Origin of the sequence: Serratia sp. BNK-33-b (genome assembly GCF_048684565.1) — a bacterium.
GTDB lineage: Bacteria > Pseudomonadota > Gammaproteobacteria > Enterobacterales > Enterobacteriaceae > Serratia > Serratia marcescens.
Map to the genome: position 1 here is coordinate 3,486,241 of NZ_JBLQTZ010000001.1, position 23,174 is coordinate 3,509,414.

A 23,174-nucleotide genomic window follows, 5' to 3' on the forward strand; every position below is an offset into this window, starting at 1 on the left:
GGCTGACCACGCCGGCGGGCCGTTAAACGGATGAAAACTGGCGCGGGAACGGCATAGTACGATAGGTTTTGCCTGTGGCCTTATGCAGCGCGCTGGCCACCGCCGGAGCGACCACCGCAGTCGACACTTCCCCGCATCCCTGCGGCGCACGCGCGCTGTCGAGCACCACCACTTCCACCTTGGGCATTTCGGCGATCGCGAGCAGCGGATAACGATCGAAATTCCCTTCCACCACGCCGCCCCGTTCAAAATGCAGTTCGCTGTGCAGGCAGGTGGTCAGCGCAAAGCCGATGCCGCCCTCTACGTTGGCGCGCACCAGATTCGGGTTTATCACCTTGCCGCAGTCAATCGCGCATATCGCGCGGAGCACCCGCAGTCGCCCCTCCTGAATGGCGATTTCAACCACCAAACCGACGTAAGTGGTGAAAGCGTTATTGCGGCCAACCCAAATATTGCACGACATCCCGCGATAAACGCCCGGCGGCGGTTCATGCTGCCAACCAGACGCCGCCGCGGTGGCGTCCAGTACGCGCAACGCTTCCGGGGTGTCCTGCAACAGATGCCGCCGATACTGGTACTCGTCCAGGTTGGCCTCATGGCTGAGTTCGCTGATAAAGCTTTCCAAAAAGAACAGGCTGGCGACGCTGCCGACGCCGCGCAGATAGCTCAGGGAAATCGGCTGTTCGACGATGCCGGCCTCCACTTTCAGATGAGGGATGCAATACGGCGTGCTGTAAACGCACTCCACCATACTTTCATCCCATCCCCCGGCCTCGTGTACCGTTTCGCGCCGCATCTGCCAGAAGAGCGACTGCCCGGCATAGCGCGCCCACAGTGCCTGCGGGTAGCCGTTTTCATCCAACAGCGCCCGATAATGGCTGATGCAGGCCGGACGATAGTATTCATGCCGCATGTCGATCTCGCGCGGATAGATCACTTTGACCGGTTTCCCCACCGCCCGGGAGGCGGCGGTAGCATGCATCACGGCATCCGGCAGATATTTGCGCCCAAAGCTGCCCCCCAGGTAGGTCGTATTCACCACCACATCCGTCGGCTTCAGCCCGAACATTTTCGCCAGAACGTTGCGCACCATGTCCTGCCCCTGGAAAGGGCCCCAGGTTTCGATACGGCCCTCTTCATAATGGCTGGTGGCGTTGCAAGGCTCCAGGGTGGCATGCGCCACATAAGGCGCGCTGTAACGCGCCTCATGCAGGCGCGAATCCTGCTCAGCGTTATGAATCAACGCCGACGCCTCGCCGCGATCGACCGCCGGCACCAAGGTATCGCCGTCCAGCATCGCCAGATTCTCCGCCGCAATCGCGCTGCCGGTCAGCGCTTGCCCTGCGCCCGGCAGCCAGTCGACCTCCAGCAAATCCGCCGCCTTTTTGGCCTGCCAGTAGCTCGCCGCCACCACGATCACCGTATTGAGTGACATATCGTGATCCAATCCGACCATGTTGTTCATCGACCACTGCCGGGTCAGCACCAGATCCACCACGCCCGGCATGGCCCGAATCTGCCGTTCATTACGCACGGCGACCAGCTTTCCGCTGAGGTCGGGCACCATCCAGGGTACGCCGATCAGCATCTCCGGCAGATCGATATCGATACCGTAAATCGCACTGCCGTCCACTTTCTCCGGCGTATCGACCCGCAACAGCGGCTTGCCGATGAGACTCTCTTGCTCTTGCGCTTCGCTCTTTAAAGCAGGCTGCGGATCCAACGGCAGCTCGGCGGCATAGCGCACCAGATCGCCATAGGCGATCTTGCGCTGCCCGCCCTCCTCAAGCACCCAGCCTTTCTCCGTGCGGCACTGCTGCGGTGAAAGCGCGAAATGTTTTGCGCCGGCGCGCAGAAAGAAATCTCTCGCCTGTGCGCCGGCCAGCCGGGTGCGCTGATAAAATTTGGTCATTGAGGTTGAAGCGGCGACAAACTGCGCGAAAGCCTCGCCCCCGGCAACCTGACGGTAAGCATCACGCCCGGTGACGAATTTCACCGTCACCTGCGCCCAATCGGCATCCATCTCCGCCGCCACCACTTCGGCCAGGCCGGTATAAATCCCCTGCCCGACCTCGCATTGCGACACGCCGATGACGATGCGCCCTTCACGATCGATCCAGATCCAATCGTTCAATTCATACTGGTTGTCCGGAGGCGCCGTGTCCTGTGAAACCACGGCCGCCAGGCTGCGCGTCGATATCGGCAGCAGCATGGCGGCCACCGCCAACGCGCTGCCTTTTAACAAGGTTCTGCGGGTGATCGCCATACTCAGGGTTCTCCCTTGTCGGCGGCGCGGTGCACCGCCGCACGGATACGGTGGTAAGTGGCGCAGCGGCACAGATTGGTCAGGCCCGTATCTATCTGCCGATCGTCCGGCCTCGGATGTTCCGCCAGCAGTGCGCTGACCGCCATGATCATGCCCGATTGGCAGTAGCCGCACTGCGGCACATCCTCCGCAATCCAGGCCTGCTGCACCGGATGACTGCGATCGGTGGACAACCCTTCGATGGTGGTCACCTGCCGATCGCGCACCAATTGCAGCGGATAGCAACATGAACGCACTGCCTTACCGTCGACATGTACCGTACAGGCGCCACAGGCGCCGATACCGCAGCCGAACTTGGTGCCGGTCAACTTAAAATGTTCTCGGATCGCCCATAGCAGCGGCGTATCCGGCTCGCCGTTAAATTCGACCGCCTGGCCGTTCAGATTGAACTTCATGCCATCCTCTCTTAGATCAATGCTTCATCCGACGTTTCACCCACGCCCCGATGACGATCAATGCCAGCAATACACCGCCCCAGAACACATAAGGCAATGACGCGATCAACAGCGGTTTTTCACCGCCCGCCCGCTGCCGAGCCACTTGCTCCGGCGTTATCCTGACTGCCGGATTGCCGAATTGCTGCAATACATAGTTGCCCAACTCGGCCAGTTGTCGGTCATCCAGGCTATCGGCGAATCCCGGCATCCAGGTTTGCAGCGTCTCTCCCTGGCGCTGCACGCCATGCAGCATCACCATGATCAGGTTATTGACCCGCTCGCTGCCTACGGTGGAATTGTGAGTCAAAGCAGGGAAATGGCCGTCATAGGCGCCTTCGCCGCCCAGGCGATGGCAGCTAGCGCAGGCAGCGGCATACAGCGCCTGCCCGGCTGCACGGCCTTCACCGCCCCCTTGGTATTGATAGGCTGCTTTCGTTCCTTGCACGGTGACGATCGGCGGAGTCTGTTTAAGCCAGTCGGCGATGGCGTTGAGATCGTCGTCACTCAGGAAACGCAGGCTATGCTCCACCGCCTCCGCCATGCCGCCGGCCGCCTGGGCTTTGTCATTGCGCCCGGTACGCAGATACTGCACCAACTCTTTCCGGCTCCAGCCGCCGATGCCGCTGACGGGATCCGAGGTGATATTCGGCGCGATCCAACCGCCGGCCTCCCCTCCCGCCAGATAGCGATCGCGGCGTTCCGCCATCAGCCCGTTACGCGGGCTGTGACACGCCGAGCAATGCCCCAAAACATCTACCAGATAGCGACCCCGCGCTTTTTTCTCATCTTCATCGATGGGCGCTTTTTCCAGAAACAGCCAGTTCCAGCCGTGGATCGCATAACGCCAGGAAAAAGGGAACGTCAGTTGGGTCTCAGGCACCGCACGATCGACCGGTGCGACCCCGGTCATAAAATAACGATACAGCGCGTGCAGATCGTCATCGCTCAACCCCCGATAAGCGGTATAGGGCATGGCGGGATACAAGGGTTGGCCGTCCCGCCGGATACCTTGCGTCAACGCGCGGCGAAACTCTTGCTCACTGTAGTCGCCAATGCCGGTCCCCTTGGCGGGCGTGATATTGCTGGCGATGATGTCGCCCATCGGCGAAGCGATGGCATAACCGCCGACGTAGGGGGCGTCCTGTTGGCTGCTGCCGCGGTGACAAGCCGCGCAATCTGCGGCGGTAGCCAGATATTTTCCGCGTGCGATGACCTGTTGGTCATTCTGGCTGGCGAAGACCGGGCAGGAGAAGATCCCCAACGCGATAACGCACAGCTGTTGTGCTCTCCGCCAGCGGCCGTTCACGCTTCACCTTCCGGCTTCATCGCACCCGCTCGCTCCTCCGCCAGCAGCGCAAACTCGTCCGGCAACAGATTTTCCTGTTCGAGCATCGCTATCGCGTTATGCTTGATGCCAAACAATACGCGGTAAAAAGCCTCCAGATCGTTGGCCGAAATGCCGTTGAGCAGTTTTTCCCTCGCTTGCTGGCTGGAATGATCCAACTGCGCCAGCATCTCCTGCCCGGCCTCGGTCATTCTCACCCCTTTGGCGCGCTTATCTTCGGACAGAGCATCGCGAGCGATCAGCCGGTTTTTTTCCAGAAATAGCAGCGCGCGCGACATCGTCGAGACTTCGGCGTTCAAATGCTGCGAAACGTCTTTCAACGTGCAGCCATCCCCCAGATCGGCAATCGCACTCAGCGCCAGCCAATGCGGGCGCGTCAGATTGGTCATTTTCACCGACTGGTCCATCGCCGTGCGCCATAGACGGTTGGTGACATCCAGATGGATGCCCAGTGCAGCAGGAAGTTTGCGTGGTTGAGACATATCAGATGGCTCTCGATTATTTATTTGCTTGTGCAAACAAATAATAGATCGGACGTTATGACAGGATCAAGCAGATGAGGGAGAATAAAATAAAAAGGAGTTAATACATTTGGTTAGTTCGTATCGCACGACATACGCTCCCCAACGACGGGGAGCGATAAGAAAAACTCAGTTCCCCGCGACCTCGCACCGGTAGTCCTGAATTTCGCCGGCCGAGCCCAGGTTCAGATCGGTCAGCTTCAAACGGTTCGCCAACAGCAGCATCTCGCCCTGTGGGCTGACCGCCAGCGCCAGGCCGTAATTGCCGATGCTGTCGCCCTGCTCGACCACATAGTTTTGCAACAAGCGGAAAGGATCTTCCTGGGTTAAATCGGTGCCCGCCAATTTTCTGGCCAGGTAGTGGTGGCCGACCAATTTCACCGCCAGCGGTCGCCACTGTTGATCTAATTGCTCCGCCTGCTGCCCCAGCGCGTTATAGACATCCTGGCGCAAGCAGGCAACGTGAATATGCAGCTGATTCTGAGAACGGCCATATTTCGAATTGACCGCCAGAGAAAGCCACGCGTCTTTTAACGGTTTACCCAGCTCGCTGGATATATGTTCGCGGTTGTTCCAGGCCAGGGCGAAATAATGCGGCGTTCGCTCCGCTTGCAATATCGGGCTCTCGATGCCGCTGACCTTTTCGGTTGGCATCACCAGATCGTGATAGGGACCTTTGCTGTCTTTAAACAGTACATAACCCTCGGTTAAGCCAACCTTTACACAGGGCGCCGGATCGTGGTTCTGTTGCTGATTGGGCACGCACTGCTGGCTAACGATTTGCCATAACGCATTCGGATTGCCGCGCCCGAAGAACCACCACAGCACCGCCGCCAGCAGCAAAATAACAAGCAAAATAATTAATAGTCTGAAAAGTCTTTTCATCGCGACGCCCTGTTTAGCTATTCCATCTTGAAAGGAGCGCCAGCATAAATCAAGGCTCCGGCCTCGACCAGAATATTATCCTTAATGCCACCTTTCATTGACCTCTTGTTAGCAAAGGATAATTACAAATATGTCGCCACCTGAGTAATTTAAGGTAAATTAATACCGCAGGTTGAATATGAGTATGATATAAGCAGCCGGACTCTCTTTATATAAGGAACCGATAAGATGCCAACGATGGGCAAATCCCTGCATTACCTCGACGTGGGTTCGGGCTTTCCGTTGCTGCTGGGCCACAGCTATCTGTTCGATCTGAACATGTGGGCACCGCAGTTCGAGGCGTTGGCGAAACGCTACCGCCTGATCGTGCCCGATCTCTGGGGCCACGGCGACTCCCCGGCGCTGCCGCCTGGGCGAAACAGCCTGTCGGATATCGCCGCCGATCATCTGGCGCTGATGGATCATTTGGATATTGCAGAGTTCGGCATCGTCGGCCTGTCCGTCGGCGGCATGTGGGGCGCGGAACTGGCGGCGCTGGCGCCGGAGCGGGTGAAAGTGCTGGCGCTGCTGGACAGCTACCTGGGCGACGAAACGCCGGAGGCGCGGCAGCGCTACATGGGCATGCTGGCCGCCGTGGAACAGGCCGGTGCCATCACGTCACCGCTGCTGGAATATATCGCGGCGCAGTTCTATTCCGACGAAGTGCCCGCTGCGCTGTCGCAGCCTTTGCTGGCCCATCTGCAAAGCCTGCCCGCCGATCGGCTGCGCGACAGCATCGTGCCGCTGGGCCGGATGATCTTCGGCCGCCCCGACAAGCTGGCGCTGCTGGAAAACATCACCGCCGCCAGCATCGTCATCACCGGCGCGCAGGATAAACCGCGTCCGCCGACGGAGGGCCAGCGCATGGCGGATCTTCTCGGCTGTCGGCATGTGCTGATCCCCAATGCCGGCCATATCAGCAACAAAGAAAACCCGACGGCGGTCAACGAAACGCTGCTGGCGTTTTTGGCTGAAAACACCACTCCGCTGTTTTGGTGAGATTCTCCGGGCCGTCAGGCCCGGAGATTCCCTTCAGACGAAGCCTTAGGGAGGGGGAGGCTACATCCGGCGTTTATTGACCAATAGACGTCAGACCCTGGCGGATCCCTTCGTCAGCCTGCTGGCACCATGTCTGCAGACCCTGTGGCGCTTCCTTTTCCAACGCAACCACTTTGCCGTCGTCGTTCAGCACATTGCCTTCACGGCCCATCGCTTCACGCTTGTCACCGTCGCGGGTGTCGACACCGCCGGGAATGGCGGCCACGTAGGCCACCATTTTCTTGGCGTTGTCGATGCTGTCCGCTTTCAGGAAACCTTTATCGACGCAGTAAGACATTAGCCCGCTGGTATTACGCGTAATGTCATAGACGTTTTTCAATGCAGCAGGATCCATCCCTTCGGCATTAGCGGTATTGAACAGGCCCAGAGTCGCGGCAATCATGCCGGTCAGAATGCTCTTTTTCATTGTTATCTCGTTTTAATAATGAATTATTTAGCTTTGAATTATTCACAAAAATAATGTGAATGTCGGTACGGTATAACGGCGGCCCAGATTAACACAACCCTAATGCGTTAATAACTGTGATTAAGTTAACCTCCAGTAAAATAAAAATGCATGATGGGGTTATTACTCCGCCCGACGTCAGTTTTTACGTTCGACATTAACCGCACCCAATTCAATTTTAAAATAGTCTCACCAGGGAATTATTTACAACGTAAGCGTTGGTCTGCGGTCAATCGCGCCCTCGCCCTTTGCTAAAACCACAGGCGTGGCATAGCCTGTTAAGACGCGCCACGCCTTAGGGGAAGGAGAGCCGCATGAACCATTCCGTCCGGCCGCCGCAATGCGACGACAAAACCATTCTCGATATCACGATGAATTTATATCTCTATCCGGCGGCGCTTATTGCGCACCGCCTGGGCATCTTTGAGTTTATTGCTCTGCACCCCCGCAATCTGACCGATATATGCGCTCAGGCCAATGTGAAAAAACGCCCGACGGAGACGCTGGTCATGGCGCTAGTGGCATTGAAATTGATCGCCAGAGACGGAGAAACATTCTCTCTGACGCCGGAAGCGGAAATCTTTTTGTTAAAAAACAACCCGCATTACTTCGGCTATTTTTGGGATTTGATGATTGAAAACAGCGAGATTTTCACGCTGCAAAACCTGGAAAGCGCCATCAGAAAGAATACTTCGCAGGTGTATGGCGAGCAGGAGCTGTTTGAAACGCATACGCTCGACGCCGACAGAATGCGGCGTTTTACCCACGCCATGCACAGCCTGAGCATGGGATCGGCCAGCGTTTGGCCTACGTTGCTGCCCCTCGGCGCCTGCCGTGCGGCGCTGGATATCGGCGGCGCCTCCGGCGCCCATGCCATCAGCCTGGCGGCCCACTGGCCGGCGCTCACGTGCACCGTGTTCGATCTGCCGGAGGTGTGCCCGCTCGCCGCCGACTACGCGCGCCATTACGGCCTCAGCCACCGCATCGGCACCCACAGCGGCGATATGTGGCGCGATCCCTACCCGGCGGCGGACCTGCACCTATACTCCAATATTTTCCACGACTGGCCGATGGACAAGAACCGCTTCCTGGCGCAAAAGAGCTATGCGGCCCTCCCACCCGGAGGCAGGATCGTGATCCACGAAGTGCTGTACAACGATGACGGCGACGGCCCGCCTGCCGCCGCGGGGTACAGCCTGATGATGATGGGATGGACGCAGGGCCGCCAATACTCCGGCAAGGAAATCGGCGGCCTGCTGCGCGACATCGGTTTCGGGCCCGCTCAGGTGCTGCCGTCGCTCGGCTATTTCAGCATCGTCACGGCGCAAAAACCCCTGACTTAACGGTTCACCGATCGCGCCATGCGGCTGTAGGTATGGCGCACGCCGCGAATTGCCACGCTGTAGGCGAAGATGTTTTCCGGCAGCGCCAACCCCAAATAGCCGGTATCGCCGATATGATGCAGATCGGCGCCGGCCATTTTGCTCATCAGCGCAATCTGCCGCACGGTCTGCACGTCGGCCCCCTCTTGCGAGGTGCCGATCGCCGTCATCGCCAGCGCGCCCTGCCGCTGGGCAAAGGCGATCAACGCCGCCACTTTCTCCTGCGACATGCCGGGAATGGTGCCCGGCGCCGGCAACAGCACGATGTCCGCGCCGTTTTCCACGAACAGCGCGATGTCCCGCTCGCCGATCAGCTGGCTGCCGCTTTCGCGCACAATGCCCGCGCCGTGCATTTTGCCGGTCACCAGCACCATCTCGTCGCCCACTTCATCGCGGATCGCTTTCAGCGCGGCGGCGATCGCCTGATTGCTGACGCCGTTGTTCGGGTTGCCGGTCAGCACCAGCATGCGCGCGCCGAGTTGATACAGTTTACGGGCATTTTCGGCGGTGGCGGCGCGGCCCGCCGTCATCTGCCAGAAGTCGTTATGTTCGGTGGCGAAAGCCGGATCGACAGCCTCCAGGTTCACCCCGATCACCCGCCCGGTCAGGCGCTGCAGCGTGCGCAGCGCCTCCTGCGGCGGCACGTCGGCGGGCAGGCCCGCGATATGCGGACGATCGACGTCAAACAGGTTCAACAGCAACAGATCGGCGCCCTGACTGGCCGCCAGTTCGGCATTGGTGACGTTATTGAGCAGCGGCTGAGTGACCGCGATGGTTTCGCTGACCAAAATGCGCCCTTCGCTGGCGCGTATGGCGTAGAGCAGATCGGCTTTGCCGATATCGGCCAGATCGCTGGCGCTGCAGTCCAGATACCGTTTCATGAGGCAAGCTCCGGTGACATTAGCGGAAAGGATGGATCCCCCTCTCCCACCGCAGTGAAAGAGGGGGAAAAGGTTACTTCAGCGTAAAGCTTTGCGCCTGCACGTTGTCGGAATCCAGGCCGACGAACACGTTGAATTTGCCCGGCTCCGCCCCCCATTTCAGGCTGGCGTTGTAGAACTTCAGATCGTCTTCGCTAATCGGCAGTTCGACCTGCTGCGACTGACCGGCCTTCAGCATCACTTTCTTGAAGTTGCGCAGCTCCTTCACCGGCCGGCTGACCGAGGCGGTCACGTCCTGCAGATACAGCTGCACCACCGTGGCGCCGTCGTACTTGCCGGTATTCTTCAGCGTGACGCTGGCGGTTAGCTTGCCGTTGCGCGCCATCGTCGGGCTGGATAATTTCAGATCCGACAGGCTGAAGGTGGTGTAGCTCAGGCCGTAACCGAACGGATACAGCGGGCCGTTCGGCGAATCGAAGTAGCGTGAGGTGTACTTGCCCGGATTCTCCTTGCCGAACGGACGGCCGGTGTTCAGGTGGTTGTAGTACATCGGGATCTGGCCGACCGAGCGCGGGAAGGTCATCGGCAGCTTGCCCGACGGGTTATAGTCGCCGAACAGCACGTCCGCCACCGCGTTGCCGCCCTCGGTGCCGCTGTACCAGGTTTCCAGCATCGCGTCCGCCTGCTCGCTCTCCCAGCTCAGCGCCAGCGGCCGGCCGTTCATCAGCACCAGCACCAGCGGCTTGCCGGTGGCTTTCAGCGCGGCGATCAAATCGCGTTGGCTCTGCGGGATCGTGATGTCGGCTCGACTGGAGGCCTCATGCGCCATGCCCTGCGATTCCCCCACCACCGCCACCACCACGTCGGCCTTGTTCGCCGCCTGCACCGCTTCGTCGATCATCTGCTGCGGCGAGCGGGTATCGAACGCCACCGCCGGCTCATACTCGTTCAGATAGTCGATGATGCCTTTATCCTGCGTGACGTTGGCGCCCTTGGCGTACAGAATGCGCGCCTTGTCGCCCACCGCCCGCTCCAGCCCTTCGCGCAGGGTGACCGACTGTTTGACCACCCCGGCGGCGGACCAACTGCCCATCACGTCGCGCTGGCTGTCGGCCATCGGCCCGACCAGCGCGATGGTCGCCTGCTTGCTCAGCGGCAGCGTCTGCTTATCGTTCTTCAGCAGCACCATCGTCTTGCGCGCCACCACCCGCGCTTCGGCGCGATGCAGACGGCTTTCGGCGTTGGTGTCCTGCGGATCGGAACCCGCCGGGCCCAGATGCACATACGGATCGGTGAACAACCCCATGTCATACTTGGTGTTCAGCACGTCGCGGCAGGCGCGGTCGATATCGCTTTCAGGCACCAGCCCGTCCTTCACCAGACCCGGCAGGTACTTGTCGTAGAACTCGTCGCTCATGCTCATGTCGACGCCGGAGGTGATCGCCAGCCGCACCGCGTCGCGCGCGTCGGCGGCCACGCCGTGTTTAATCAGCTCTTTGATCGCGCCGTGGTCGCTGATGGTGATGCCTTTAAAGCCCCACTGCTCGCGCAGCAGATCTTTCAGCAGCCACGGGTTGGCGGTGGCCGGCACGCCGTTGATCGCGTTGAGCGACACCATCACCCCGCCGCTGCCGGCGTCCACCGCCGCTTTGTAAGGCGGCAGATAGTCCTGATGCATGCGCAGCGGGCTCATGTCGACAGTGTTGTAGTCGCGGCCGCCTTCGACGGCGCCGTACAATGCAAAGTGCTTGACGCTGGCCATCACCGAACCGGGTTTGGCCGGATCGCCGTTCTGGAAACCGTCGACCATCACCTTGGCGATTTTCGATACCAGCCAGGTGTCTTCGCCGAAGCCTTCGGACACCCGGCCCCAGCGCGGATCGCGAGTGATATCGACCATCGGCGCGAAGGTCATGTTCAGGCCATCGTCGCTGGCCTCCTGCGCCGCCACGCGGGCGCTGAGCGCAATGGCCTCCAGATCGAAGCTGGCCGCCAGCCCCAGGCTGATCGGGAACACGGTGCGCTGGCCATGCACCACGTCATAGGCGAAGAACAACGGGATTTTGAGGCGGCTGAGCTGCATCGCCTGATCCTGCATCACCCGGATATCCGGCCGGGTAACGGTATTGAAGATGGCGCCGATCTGCCCTTTGCGGATCCCCTCGCGGATCGCTTCTTTCGGGTTATCCGGCCCGACGCTGATCAGCCGCAGCTGGCCGATCTTCTCTTCCAGCGTCATCTGCTTCATCAAATTGGACACGAAGGCGTCGCGCTGCTGGGCGTGAATGCCCTGCGTTATCGGCGTTTCCTGCGCAAAAGCCGGACTGAGGGCCAGACCGGACAACATACTCACCACACAAAGCCATTTCATCTTGTTTTATCTCAGGCGTGTTTCCGCCGCCAAAGCCGCGGGGTTTAATCGGAGTGAAGAAACAGTTTGCCACACTCTGTTTCATCGCCAAGGGAATTCGCATCGCTAATGTTTACAAAGCATTACAGGTTATCGGCAGGTAATTCTGCAGCCGGGCGCGGCTGTCGGCGGCCTCCGCCGACAGAAAATCGACCAGCGCGGTTAACGTCGGCGGCGCCACCGTGCGTTCAGGATAGACCAAATAATAGGCCGCGCCGCTGCTGACGCAGAGCGGGAACGGCGTCACGACGCGCCGCGCCTGAATATCCTCCTCCAACAGGCACAGATCGCCGATGGCGATGCCAAACCCTTGCAGCGCCGCGCTCATCGCCAGATCGAGGGTATCGAAATGCTGGGCCTTGCCGGACGGCAACGCATCGGCGCCCGCCGCCTTCAGCCAGCGCAGCCAGTCGCGCCGATCGCGCGTCGGGTGCAGCAGAGTTTTGTCCGTCAAGTCCGTCAGCCGAGGCGCCGGCGGCAGAAACGTCGGCGTGCAGACCGGCGTGAGGATTTCGTCGAACAGCAGGTGCGCGGTCAGCTTTTTGCCCGGCGGCCGGCCGAATAGCACCGCGGCGTCAAACTGCTCGGCGCTGAAATCCAGGCCGTGTGACACCGAGGCGGTCAGTTCGATGTGCATGTCCGGCCGTTCATTCTGCAGGCGAATGATGCGCGGCAGCACCCAGCGCATGGCGCAGGTCGGGCATTTGATGCGCAGCGCCCCCGGCGGGGCTGCGGCCCGCGTCAGGGCTTCATCCAACTGCCCCAGCGCCTGCTGCACCGGCGCCAGCAGCTGCGCGCCCTGCGGCGTCAGCGTCAGACCGCGCGCCTGGCGGCTGAACAGCGGATACCCCAGGCGCTGTTCCAGCCCAAGGATTTGCCGGCTGACCGCCCCCTGCGTCAGGTGCAGCTGCCGGGCGGCATGGGTAAAGTTAAGGCGTTGCGCCACCACCACGAAGGTTTTCAACACGTCGAGCGACGGCAGGGATATCGGCATAGCGAGCCTCGATTAGGTATGATCGTAGTGCATGGCAAGTATGACAAACTTTCCCTTGTCCGCCTACGCCGGCTGATGCTTAATCGCTCAACACTTCCCTGTTTGCCTGGAGCCCATCATGCAGAGCGCTTGCTCATCCCGCTCGAAGCTGCCGGACGTCGGCACCACTATCTTCACCGTCATTGGCCAACTCAGCGCCGAACATCAGGCCCTCAATCTGTCGCAGGGCGCGCCCAATTTCGCCGGCGATCCGCAGTTGATCGAGGCAACGGCGCAAGCCATGCGCGCAGGTCATAACCAATACGCGCCGATGAGCGGCGTGGCGGCGTTACGTGCTGCTCTGGCGGAAAAAGCTGAACGATTGTATGGCGCGCGCTATGACGCCGACGAAGAAATCACGGTGATCGCCAGCGCCAGCGAAGGGCTGTACTCGGCGATCAGCGCGCTGGTGCATCCCGGTGACGAGGTGATCTATTTCGAACCGGCGTTCGACAGCTATGCGCCGATCGTGCGCCTGCAGGGCGCCACGCCGGTGGCGATCAAACTGTCGCTGCAGGATTTTCGCGTCGACTGGGACGAAGTGGCCGCCGCCATCAACGGCAAAACGCGCATGATTATCGTCAACACGCCGCACAACCCGACCGGCGCGGTGTTCGACGCGCAGGATATCGACCGCCTGACCGCCCTGACCCGCGACACCGACATCGTGATCCTGTCCGACGAGGTCTACGAGCACGTGGTGTTCGACGGCGATATTCACCACAGCATGGCGCGCTATCCGCAGTTGGCGGAACGCAGCGTGATCGTGTCGTCGTTCGGCAAAACCTACCACGTCACCGGCTGGCGCGTCGGCTATTGCCTGGCGCCGGCGGCGTTGATGGACGAGATCCGCAAGGTGCACCAGTTCATGGTGTTCTCCGCCGATACGCCGATGCAGCACGCCTTCGCCGCCGCGCTCGCCAACCCGCAGAGCTACCTGGGGCTGGCGGCGTTTTACCAACAAAAGCGCGATCTGCTGGCCAGCGCCCTGCAGGATTCGCGCTTTGAGCTGCTGCCCAGCCGCGGCAGCTTCTTCATGCTGGCCCGCTTTAGCGGCTTCAGTCACGAAAGCGACAATGATTTCGCCGTGCGCTTGATCCGCGAAGCGAAGGTGGCGACGATCCCGCTGTCGGCGTTCTACAGCGACGGCACCGATACCGGCCTTATTCGGCTGAGTTTTTCCAAAGATAACGAGACCCTGCTGGAAGGCGCGCGTCGCCTGAGCCAGGTGTAATTTTTTGTCCGACCATGGGAAAGGGGCACTGCCTATGAAAGCTTTGAAAACGCTGTTCGCCGCCGGATGCCTGCTGGCCGCCGGCTCTTCTCTGGCGGCGGAAAACAGCCTGCGCTTCGGTCTGGAAGCGCTGTATCCGCCGTTCGAATCCAAATCCGCCAGCGGCAAACTGGAAGGGTTCGACATCGAGTTGGGCGACGCGGTGTGCGCCGCCGCGCAGTTGCAATGCAGCTGGGTGGAAACCTCGTTCGACAGCCTGATCCCAGCGCTGCAGGCGCGCAAGTTCGACGCCATCAACTCGGCGATGAACGTGACCGAACAGCGGCGCCAGGCGATCGCCTTTACCGACGCCATCTATCAGGTGCCGAACCGCCTGATCGCCAAAGCCGGCAGCGGCCTGCTGCCGGACGCCAACGCGCTGGCGGGCAAACACGTGGGCGTGCTGCAAGGCTCGATTCAGGAGATTTACGCCAAAACCCATTGGGCGCCGGCGGGCGTGGATGTGGTGTCTTACCAGGATCAGAATCAGGTGTATCTCGATCTGGCGGCCGGTCGGCTCGACGCCACGCTGGTGATGGCGCCCTCGGGGCAAAGCGGCTTCCTGTCACAGCCGGACGGCAAAGGCTTCGCCTTCGTCGGCGAGGCGGTGCGCGACGACAAAATCCTCGGTGAAGGCATCGCCTTCGGCCTGCGTAAAGGGGATGAGGCGCTGAAGAAGAAACTGGATGCCGCCATCGCCAAAGTGAAGCAGCAAGGCACGGTGGCGGCGCTGTCGAAGAAGTATTTCGGCGATATCGATGTGACGGTGAAGTGATGGGCGGGGGCGGCACCGCCGCCCCCTGCCGCGTTTAGCGATCGAACACCGAACTGTTCAGCGCGCGATCCTGCTGGTGGCGCTCCAGCGCCAATTCGATCAGGCGCGTGATCAGCGCCTGGTAGCTGACGCCGCTGGCGGCCCACAGCTTGGGATACATGCTGATGTTGGTGAAGCCCGGCAGCGTGTTGATCTCGTTGATCACCACCTGGTTGTCCGGCGTCAGGAACACATCCACCCGCGCCAACCCGAAGCACTCCAGCGCGCGGAACGCCTTCAGCGCCACCTCGCGGATGTGGTCGCTCACTTCCGGCGCGATCGCCGCCGGCACCACCACCTGAGCGCCCTGCTCATTGATGTATTTGGTGTCGTAGGAGTAGAAGGCGTCGCTCAGCACGATCTCGCCGCACACGCTGGCCTGCGGATCGTCGTTCCCCAGCACCGCGCACTCGATCTCGCGGCCGACGATCGCCGACTCCACCAGCACCTTGTGATCGAAACTGAAGGCCAGTGCCACCGCCGCGTCAAACTCGGCGCGGTTTTCCACCTTGCTGACCCCGACCGACGAGCCCTGGTTAGCCGGCTTGACGAACAGCGGCAGGCCGAGGCGCTCGCTCAGTTGCTCAAACGTGAAGCCGGCGCGGTTGGCGCGCGTCAGGGTGACGAACGGCGCCACCGCCAGCCCGGCGTCGCGCAGCAGGCGCTTGGTCACGTCTTTATCCATGCTGACCGCCGAGCCGAGCACGCCGGCGCCGACGAACGGCATATTGGCCATGCGCAGCAGCCCCTGCAGCGAGCCGTCCTCCCCCAGCGTGCCGTGCACGATCGGGAAAATGACGTCGAGCTGGCCCAGCGCGCCGGCGCTGCCCGCTTCGATCAGCTGCTGTTTTTCCTGGCCCGGGATCAGCGCCACGTTCTTGTTCGAGCGGTTCAGCGCGATCAACGCCGGATTCTCGGCGTTGAGCAGGTAATTGGAGGCGTCGTTGATGTGCCACTGCCCCTGTTTGTCGATCCCCAGCAGCGTGACGTCAAACTTCTCTTTGTCGATTGCATCCACAATGTTTTTGGCCGACTGCAGCGACACCTCATGCTCCGCCGATTTACCGCCAAAAATCACCCCAACACGTAGTTTAGTCACGCCTTAAATCCTTCTGAAAAATCATGGCAAAAAAGTCGTTCATCACAATAAACGCATTGCCTGGCGGCGGCAATCGTTGTTGCCAGAATCTTCTTACGCCACAGAATGCCACATCGCGACCATCCCAAACGTATACACTTCGTATACTGTTCATTTATGGAGACGCCGATGGGCATCGTAAAAATTTCGGACACGCTGCATGACGATCTGCGCCTCGCCAGCCTGACCATGACGCGTTCGATCAATGCGCAGGCCGAGTACTGGATCAAGATCGGCATGCTGGCGGAGTTCCATCCGGAACTGACCTATCCGCAACTGGTAAAAAAAATGATGAAAGATAACGCGCTGACGCTGAAGGAGATTGTCGGGTGAAACAGATTGTGATTAAAACGCCGGAAGAGATTGCCAAAATGCGCCATTCCGGCGCTCTGCTGGCCAAAGTGTTTGCTATGCTCGATGAGGTCATCGTCGAAGGCATCTCCACCATGGAGATCAACGACCGCGCCGAGGCGTTTATCGTCGAAGAACTGAAGTCGCGCCCGGCCAGCAAGGGGCAGTATGATTTCCCCTATGTGCTCAACACCTCCGTGGACGATGTGGTGTGCCACGGCGTGCCGTCGGCCAGCAAGATCCTGCGTTCCGGCATGATCGTCAACGTGGATATCACGCTGGAAAACGGCGGCTATATCGCCGACTCCAGCAAGATGTACTGCATCGGCCAGGTGACGCCGCTGGCCAAACGGTTGGTGAACAACGTTTATGAATCGATGTGGCAGGGCATTCGCGCGGTCAAACCGGGCGCCACCCTGGGGGATATCGGCCACGCCATCCAGCGGCACGCCGAACAGGCCGGCTACAGCATCGTGCGGGAATATTGCGGCCACGGCATCGGCCGCGACATGCACGAAGAGCCGGCGGTGCTGCACTACGGTCAAGCCGGCAGCGGCATGGCGTTGCAGGAAGGCATGGTGTTCACCATCGAGCCGATGATCAACCAAGGCGACCGCCGCATCAAACAGAAGAAGGACGGTTGGACGGTGGTGACGCGCGACAAAAAACTGTCGGCGCAGTGGGAACACACCGTGGCGGTCACCGCCGACGGCGTGGAGATCCTGACGCTGCGCGACGAAGAGCGCCGAGCCGGTTACGCCGAGCGCTACTAAACCCGCAAGCCATTAGCCTACCAAGCTGATAGCTTAATAAGTTATTTAATTAATAACCTCTTAGCTTGTTGCGCGGCACCCCGGTGCCGCGGTTAAGGCGACGGGGATGACAGGGAGACAGGCAGCATGCAGTCAGGCAATCAGACGTTTATCAATCAGCTCAAGGACATCGTCGGCGGCCCGCAGCTGTTGACCGGCGATCGCAACACCGAGCGTTATCGCAAGGGCTTCCGCTCCGGCGAAGGCCAGGCGCTGGCGGTGGTATTCCCTACCAGCCTGCTGCAGCTGTGGCGCATTCTGCAGGCCTGCGTGGCCGCCGACAAAATCGTCATCATGCAAGCCGCCAACACCGGCCTGACCGAGGGCTCAACCCCCAGCGGCAACGACTATGATCGCGATATCGTCATCGTCAGCACCCTGCGCCTCGATCATATTCAGGTGCTGGACAACGGCAAGCAGGTGGTCGGCTTCCCCGGCAGCACCCTGCACCACCTCGAGAAATTGCTCAAACCCTACGGCCGCGAACCGCATTCGGTGATCGGCTCCTCCTGCATCGGCGCCTCGGTGATCGGCGGCGTATGCAACAACTCCGGCGGCTCGCTGGTGAAACGCGGCCCGGCCTATACCGAAATGGCGCTGTACGCCCAGTTAGGGGAAGACGGCCAGCTGCGCCTGGTGAACCATCTGGGCATCCGCCTCGGCGACACGCCGGAAGAGATCCTCACCCGGCTGGAAAAAGGCGACTATCGCCCGGAGGACGTCGAATACGGTGAGCTGCGCGCCTCGGATAACGAATACGCCAGCCGGGTGCGCGACGTCGATGCCGACACCCCTTCCCGCTTCAACGCCGACAAACGCCGCCTGTACGAAGCCTCCGGCTGCGCCGGCAAACTGGCGGTGTTCGCGGTGCGGCTCGACACCTTCGAGAAAGAGGGCAAAGAGCAGGTGTTCTATATCGGCACCAACGACACCGCGGTGCTGACTGAACTGCGCCGCCACATGCTGAGCAGATTCGAAAACCTGCCGGTGGCCGGTGAATACATGCACCGCGATATCTTCGACATCGCCGAGGTGTACGGCAAAGACACCTTCATGATGATCGACAAGCTCGGCACCGATCAGATGCCGCGCTTCTTCACTCTGAAGGGCCGCATGGACGCCAGCCTCAACAAGCTGCCGCTGCTGCCGCACAACCTGACCGATCGGCTGATGCAGGGCCTGAGCCATCTGGCGCCGAGCCACCTGCCGAAACGCATGAAGGAATACCGCGAACGTTTCGAACACCATCTGCTGCTGAAGATGGCCGGCCCCGGCGTGGAAGAGGCCCAGCGCTACCTGACCGACTATTTCGCCCAGGCCGAAGGCGCCTTCTTCGCCTGCACGCCTGACGAGGGCAAAAAGGCTTTCCTGCACCGCTTCGCCGCCGCCGGCGCCGCCGTGCGCTACCACGCGGTGCACGCCGACAAGGTGGAGGATATTCTGGCGCTGGACATCGCCCTGCGCCGCAACGACACCGACTGGTTCGAAACGCTGCCGCCGGAAATCGACAGTCAGTTGGTGCATAAGCTGTATTACGGCCACTTTATGTGCCACGTCTTCCACCAGGACTACGTGGTGAAAAAAGGCGTGGACAGCCATGCGCTGAAAGAAAAGATGCTCGAGATCCTCAACCGGCGCGGCGCCGAGTACCCGGCGGAGCATAACGTCGGCCACCTGTACCACGCCAAACCGGATCTGCAAGCGTTCTACCGCACCGCCGATCCGACCAACAGCTTCAACCCCGGCATCGGCAAAACCAGCAAACGCAAGGGCTGGGCCGAAGACCTCCGCTAAGACCGCACGATCGGCCCGCCGACGCGGGCCGCCTCACCTTCCCCTTTGGCCTTCAATGGCCCATTCAGCGTTCCGCGCGCAGCAGCAAGGAGACGATGAACGCGCCCCCCAGCCCGGCCGTAATGATGCCGATGGGCAGCTCCTGATTGGGGATCAGACTGCGGCTGAGCATGTCGCCGCCGGTCAGCAGCATCGCCCCCAGCAGGCCGCACATCGGCACGGCCAAACGGTGGCGCACGCCCACCAGGCGCCGGGCCAGATAGGGCACCATCAGCCCGACAAACCCTATGACGCCCGTCAGCGACACGAGAAACGCCGTAGACAATGCGCAGCACAGAAAGGTCTCGGTGCGCAGGCGCGCCACGTTGACCCCCATCGAATGGGCGGTGTGCTCGCCCGCCAGCAGCGCGTCCAGCGCCCGCCAACGCAGCGCCGTAAACCCGGCCAGCAGCGCGAAACTCACCAACGGAATGAACAGATTATCCCAACGCGCCAGCCCCAACCCGCCCAGCGACCAGAACAACACCGAACCGGCCGCCCGCTGATCGCCGGAAAACACCAGGTAGCTGGTGAGCGCGCTGAACAAAAACGAGACCGCCAGACCGCAGACGATCAGCTGCTCGGCGCGCCTGACCCGGCTGACGCGAAACAGGATCATCACCGCCATCGCGGACAAAATGCCGCCGGCGAAAGCGGACAACGGCAGCGTCAGCGCGCCCAGCGCATCGCCAAAGCGCGTGATGACCAGCACCGCGCCGGCGGAGGCGCCGGAGGAGAGCCCAAACAAAAAAGGATCGGCCAGCTCATTACGGGTGGTGGTCTGCAGCAGCGCGCCAGTCATCGCCAGCCCGGAGCCGGTCAAGGCCGCCAATAAGGCTCTGGGCACCCGCAGTTGCACGACGATGGTATCCAGCATGCCGGATAGGGGCGCCGATGAAAGCCCCAATGCCGCCATCGTCTGCCGCCATGACAGCGCGACGCTGCCCAGCTGCAGGCTCCAGATCATTAGCCCGCACAACACTGACAGCGCCAGCGGCGCGAGCAGCATAAACCACCGGATCGGCGAGTTCATTCAGCCTCCGGCGCGTACAGCGCCCGCGCCAGCTTTTCCACCGCGCCGATGTTGGCCGGCCCCGGCGTCAGCTCCGCATACTGCAGTTTCAGATAACGATGGTGCCGTACCGCGGGCGTCAACTTCATCAACGGGTGAGACTCGAGGAAGCGCCGCAGCGCATCGGCGCCTGACCCGGTCTGATAATCCAGCAGAATGATGAAGTCGGGCTCGGCCGCCGCCACCGCCTCCCAGGACGCCGTCGTCCAGCTCGCCGGCAAACCGTCCATCACGTTGCGGCCGCCCGCCGCTTCGATGATCGCCGTCGGCATGGCGTATCTGCCGCTGGTGAAAGGCTTCTCCTCCCCCGAGTCATAGACGAACACTTTAAGCGGCGGCTGGCCCGCCGGCCTGGCGGGAAGCGCAGCCAACCGGCGCCGCCAGCCCTCAACCAGCGCGGCGGCCTCTTGCGGCTTGCCGAAAATCTTGCCGAGCTTCAGCTCATCGTCATACAGCAGGTTCATATCGGCCTTCTGTGGCCGCCCGCCGGCCTGTACGCAGCTCTCGCTCAGTACCAGCGTTTTGATGCCGAACGGGGCGAGCTTCTCCGGCGTGACGTCGCCGCCGATCTTCATGCCGTAATTCCAGCCGGCGAAGAAGAAGTCTGGCTGTGCCGCCAGCAGCGTTTCCAGAGCGGGATATTTCGGCGCCAGTTCGGGAATGGCGCCCATCGCGGCCTTGAAATCGGGCGTCAGTTTGTACCAGCCGGTGATGCCGGTCAGCCCGACAATGCGATCCTGCAGATGGAGCGCAAAGGCCATCTCGGCCATGTTGATGTCGTTGATGACGGCGCGTTGCGGCGCCTGGTTGAAGGTGACCGGCGTACCGCAGCTTTCTACGGTGACGGGAAATTTTTCGGCCGCCGCCGCCCCGCCGGCCAGCAGCAGGAGCAGGGGGAATACGCGTGTGTTCATGTTTCTCTCTGGTTTATCAAGCGCAATGGGGAACGTCAAAAATACGCAGCGTTTTCCCGCTGACGGGGTGCGCCACCTTGAAGCTGTTCATGCCGAACACCGGCAAAATCACCGGGGTCTGCAACACCGCCTCGGGCGTGCCACAGGCCACCTGGCGGCTTTCGTTGAGCACCAGGATCCGATCGGCAAACGCCTCCGCCACGGGCAGATCGTGCAGCACCGCAATCACGGCGATATCTTTATTCTTCACTAGCGACAGCAGCGCCGAGCGCCCGGGCGGATCGAGGTGATTGGTCGGTTCATCCAGCAACAACAGGTCGGGAGACTGCGCCAACGCCCGAGCCAGCGCGGCGCGCTGACGCTGGCCGCCCGAGAGCCGCCCCAACGGATGGTGTCTGAGCGGCGCCAGCCCGGTTTCCCCGATGGCCTCGTCAACGATGCACTTTCCCGTCGCAGAGCGTTCGCCATGCGGTAAACGGCCCAACGCCACGTAATCCTCGACCGACAGCCGCAAATCCGGCAGATCGTTTTGCGCCAGAAAGGCGATGCTTCTGGCGCGCTCCGCCGCCGGCCACGCGGACAAGGCACGCCCCCGCCAGTAAATGCCGCCGCTGTCCGGCCGCGTTTCGCCGATCAGGGTGCGCAACAGGCTGGACTTGCCGCTGCCGTTGGGGCCGATCACCGCCAGCTTCTCACCGGCGCGGAGCGCGAAATGGATGGTGTCGAGTATCAATGCCCCGCCGTGGCCGGTCAGGCTAACTCCATCAACATGGAGGATGTCGTGAACTGAATTCATCATGCATTAATTGTTATATTATAACATACCAATATTTTTACCACGATTGCTCGCCTTCTGCAAAAGCGAATCGCAACGTCTTCTGCCGCACGCGCTGCGTGAAACAAGGCAAGGGGCAAGCCACGCCCTGCGTCAACACTGCGCGGCAAAAGCAACATAGCACACCTTTTAATTAATGATAATGATTTTCATTATCATTTAATCCATTGTGATTTCCGATTGCACGCCCCGCTGAACTTGGCTATGTTTGAAGCGATTCGTCTCATTCCCGGTTTGCAGGAACCCATATGACTCCGTTGGCGCACAGCACAGATCCGACAAACGCGACCGTTCCGGCCGTCGTTTTGCTGTGTGCTTCCTCCGCTCCACCCGCCGTTTTCTCTGTCGTTTCCGCGGTTGCCGCTTACCCGCCACGCATTGTGGTCGTGCGCTAAGCCACACCGACTTTTTACCTCCGGCTTATGTTGATTTATTGCGTTCAGGCGTGGACCGCCGCGCGCGCCGGAGCCTGTAATTTTCACGACAGGTGAAATTGATATGCGATTCCCTTCTCTCTGGGCCAATGCCGGCCTGGCTACGCTGTTCGTCCTGCTCTGGAGCAGCGGCGCGATCTTCTCCCGTTGGGGGTTGGAGCACGCCTCCGCCTTCGCTTTTCTGTTCTTCCGCTGCGCCATCGCGCTGGCGGTGCTGTTGGCCATCGGCCTGTGGCGGCGCCAGTGCCTGCCCGCCGCCGGCACCCGTCGGCGCGTCGCGTTGATCGGCGTGCTGATGATCGGCAGCTATCAGATCTGCTATCTGCTGGCGTTGGAACAGGGCATTACGCCCGGCGTGCTGGCCACGTTGCTCGGCGTACAGCCGATCCTCACCCAGTTCATCACCGAGCGGCGCTGCGCCGGGCTGCGCGCATTCGGGCTGGCGCTGGCGATGGCCGGGCTGACGCTGGTGGTGTACCAAAGCCTGATGGTGGCTCATTTCTCGCCGAGCGGCATGCTGTTCGCCTTTATCGCATTGGGGAGCATGACCGCCGGCACCCTGCTGCAAAAGGGCATGACGCAGCCGCCGCTGGCGGTCTTGCCGCTGCAGTATGCCATCGGGCTGTTGATGTGTACGCTGGCGCTGCCGTTTGAGCCGCTGCGGGTCGACTGGCGGCCTGAGTTCGTGCTGCCGCTGCTGTGGATGGCGGTGGTGATCTCAGTGCTGGCGACCTTCTTGTTGTATCGCCTGATCCAGCGCGGCAATCTGGTGCAGGTCACCAGCCTGTTCTACCTGATCCCGGCGGTGACCGCCCTGCTGGATTACCTGCTGCTCGGCCACGCGCTGGCGGCGCTGAGCCTGCTGGGCATGGCGGGCATCGTGCTCGGCGTGATGCTGGTTTTCCGCCGCGTATAAAGCAAAAGCCCCCGCGCCG

At 61.1% G+C, this 23,174-nt stretch carries 21 protein-coding genes; 8 read left to right on the forward strand and 13 right to left on the reverse strand.

Translation table 11 applies throughout. The features are described 5' to 3' along the window. Positions 1 to 22 precede the first annotated feature (22 nt). From ACMGGK_RS16780 to ACMGGK_RS16800, 5 genes are all read right to left on the reverse strand, one after another. A complete protein-coding gene (locus ACMGGK_RS16780; RefSeq protein ID WP_420277045.1) occupies positions 23 to 2,266 on the reverse strand; it encodes a molybdopterin cofactor-binding domain-containing protein in 2,244 nt (747 codons plus the stop codon). Positions 2,267 to 2,268: 2 nt separating this feature from the next. Next, on the reverse strand, positions 2,269 to 2,721 hold the full coding sequence (locus ACMGGK_RS16785; protein WP_049299480.1) for a (2Fe-2S)-binding protein: 453 nt from the start codon (positions 2,719 to 2,721) through the stop codon (positions 2,269 to 2,271). Between the two features lie 16 nt (positions 2,722 to 2,737). Continuing rightward, the gene (locus ACMGGK_RS16790; protein ID WP_239044360.1) at positions 2,738 to 4,069 is read right to left on the reverse strand and encodes a c-type cytochrome; all 1,332 of its coding nucleotides are present in this window, start codon (positions 4,067 to 4,069) and stop codon (positions 2,738 to 2,740) included. Continuing rightward, on the reverse strand, positions 4,066 to 4,590 hold the full coding sequence (locus ACMGGK_RS16795; protein ID WP_080350166.1) for a MarR family winged helix-turn-helix transcriptional regulator: 525 nt from the start codon (positions 4,588 to 4,590) through the stop codon (positions 4,066 to 4,068). Before ACMGGK_RS16795 ends, ACMGGK_RS16790 begins: the two co-directional genes overlap by 4 nt. 168 nt (positions 4,591 to 4,758) lie before the next feature. Continuing rightward, positions 4,759 to 5,514 carry a CDP-diacylglycerol diphosphatase gene (locus ACMGGK_RS16800; RefSeq protein ID WP_197758156.1) on the reverse strand — a complete coding sequence of 252 codons (756 nt, stop codon included), beginning with the start codon at positions 5,512 to 5,514 and terminating at the stop codon, positions 4,759 to 4,761. 237 nt (positions 5,515 to 5,751) lie between these two features. On the opposite strand from ACMGGK_RS16800, the gene ACMGGK_RS16805 reads away from it, so the two are divergent. After that, positions 5,752 to 6,552, forward strand: coding sequence for an alpha/beta fold hydrolase (locus ACMGGK_RS16805; RefSeq protein WP_080062472.1), 801 nt, complete (start codon positions 5,752 to 5,754; stop codon positions 6,550 to 6,552). Between the two features lie 73 nt (positions 6,553 to 6,625). Here ACMGGK_RS16805 and ACMGGK_RS16810 read toward each other — a convergent pair whose 3' ends face one another. Continuing rightward, a complete protein-coding gene (locus tag ACMGGK_RS16810) occupies positions 6,626 to 7,018 on the reverse strand; it encodes a hypothetical protein (protein WP_004939596.1) in 393 nt (130 codons plus the stop codon). Between the two features lie 353 nt (positions 7,019 to 7,371). Here ACMGGK_RS16810 and ACMGGK_RS16815 point away from each other — a divergent pair, with 353 nt between their 5' ends. Next, entirely contained in the window at positions 7,372 to 8,400 is a 1,029-nt protein-coding gene (locus ACMGGK_RS16815; RefSeq protein ID WP_420277046.1) for a methyltransferase, read from the forward strand. Here ACMGGK_RS16815 and ACMGGK_RS16820 read toward each other — a convergent pair. The 3 genes from ACMGGK_RS16820 to ACMGGK_RS16830 form a co-directional block, all read right to left on the reverse strand. Then, entirely contained in the window at positions 8,397 to 9,320 is a 924-nt protein-coding gene (locus ACMGGK_RS16820; RefSeq protein ID WP_048795758.1) for a PEP phosphonomutase, read from the reverse strand. The genes ACMGGK_RS16815 and ACMGGK_RS16820 overlap by 4 nt on opposite strands. Before the next feature lie 73 nt (positions 9,321 to 9,393). Continuing rightward, a complete protein-coding gene (gene bglX / locus ACMGGK_RS16825; RefSeq protein WP_049299476.1) occupies positions 9,394 to 11,691 on the reverse strand; it encodes a beta-glucosidase BglX in 2,298 nt (765 codons plus the stop codon). A 112-nt stretch (positions 11,692 to 11,803) separates the two neighbouring features. Next, a complete protein-coding gene (locus tag ACMGGK_RS16830) occupies positions 11,804 to 12,724 on the reverse strand; it encodes a LysR substrate-binding domain-containing protein (protein ID WP_016928628.1) in 921 nt (306 codons plus the stop codon). A 118-nt stretch (positions 12,725 to 12,842) separates the two neighbouring features. On the opposite strand from ACMGGK_RS16830, the gene ACMGGK_RS16835 reads away from it, so the two are divergent. Further along, positions 12,843 to 13,997 (forward strand): methionine aminotransferase, encoded by a 1,155-nt coding sequence (locus ACMGGK_RS16835; protein WP_021503974.1) that lies wholly within the window; start codon positions 12,843 to 12,845, stop codon positions 13,995 to 13,997. Between the two features lie 34 nt (positions 13,998 to 14,031). After that, positions 14,032 to 14,811 (forward strand): ABC transporter substrate-binding protein, encoded by a 780-nt coding sequence (locus ACMGGK_RS16840; RefSeq protein WP_033641010.1) that lies wholly within the window; start codon positions 14,032 to 14,034, stop codon positions 14,809 to 14,811. 34 nt (positions 14,812 to 14,845) lie between these two features. On the opposite strand, the gene ddlA is transcribed toward ACMGGK_RS16840, so the two are convergent. Next, positions 14,846 to 15,949, reverse strand: a complete 1,104-nt coding sequence (gene ddlA / locus ACMGGK_RS16845; RefSeq protein WP_015377061.1) for a D-alanine--D-alanine ligase — start codon at positions 15,947 to 15,949, stop codon at positions 14,846 to 14,848. Positions 15,950 to 16,117: 168 nt separating this feature from the next. On the opposite strand from ddlA, the gene ACMGGK_RS16850 reads away from it, so the two are divergent. The 3 genes from ACMGGK_RS16850 (at position 16,118) to dld (ending at position 18,945) form a co-directional block, all read left to right on the forward strand. Further along, a complete protein-coding gene (locus tag ACMGGK_RS16850) occupies positions 16,118 to 16,321 on the forward strand; it encodes a ParD-like family protein (protein ID WP_049299473.1) in 204 nt (67 codons plus the stop codon). Beyond that, the gene (gene map / locus ACMGGK_RS16855; protein WP_016928632.1) at positions 16,318 to 17,112 is read left to right on the forward strand and encodes a type I methionyl aminopeptidase; all 795 of its coding nucleotides are present in this window, start codon (positions 16,318 to 16,320) and stop codon (positions 17,110 to 17,112) included. The genes ACMGGK_RS16850 and map overlap by 4 nt, the downstream gene beginning before the upstream one ends. Before the next feature lie 126 nt (positions 17,113 to 17,238). Beyond that, positions 17,239 to 18,945, forward strand: coding sequence for a D-lactate dehydrogenase (gene dld / locus ACMGGK_RS16860; RefSeq protein WP_420277047.1), 1,707 nt, complete (start codon positions 17,239 to 17,241; stop codon positions 18,943 to 18,945). 64 nt (positions 18,946 to 19,009) lie between these two features. On the opposite strand, the gene ACMGGK_RS16865 is transcribed toward dld, so the two are convergent. From ACMGGK_RS16865 to ACMGGK_RS16875, 3 genes are read right to left on the reverse strand one after another with little or no spacing between them, the layout of a single operon-like run. Beyond that, the gene (locus ACMGGK_RS16865; RefSeq protein WP_420277048.1) at positions 19,010 to 20,017 is read right to left on the reverse strand and encodes a FecCD family ABC transporter permease; all 1,008 of its coding nucleotides are present in this window, start codon (positions 20,015 to 20,017) and stop codon (positions 19,010 to 19,012) included. Continuing rightward, positions 20,014 to 20,970 (reverse strand): ABC transporter substrate-binding protein, encoded by a 957-nt coding sequence (locus ACMGGK_RS16870; protein WP_016928635.1) that lies wholly within the window; start codon positions 20,968 to 20,970, stop codon positions 20,014 to 20,016. The genes ACMGGK_RS16865 and ACMGGK_RS16870 overlap by 4 nt, the downstream gene beginning before the upstream one ends. Before the next feature lie 16 nt (positions 20,971 to 20,986). Further along, positions 20,987 to 21,703 (reverse strand): ABC transporter ATP-binding protein, encoded by a 717-nt coding sequence (locus ACMGGK_RS16875; protein WP_079449534.1) that lies wholly within the window; start codon positions 21,701 to 21,703, stop codon positions 20,987 to 20,989. 600 nt (positions 21,704 to 22,303) lie between these two features. Between ACMGGK_RS16875 and ACMGGK_RS16880 the strand changes: the two genes are divergently transcribed. After that, positions 22,304 to 23,155 carry a DMT family transporter gene (locus ACMGGK_RS16880; protein WP_115435722.1) on the forward strand — a complete coding sequence of 284 codons (852 nt, stop codon included), beginning with the start codon at positions 22,304 to 22,306 and terminating at the stop codon, positions 23,153 to 23,155. Positions 23,156 to 23,174 lie beyond the last annotated feature (19 nt).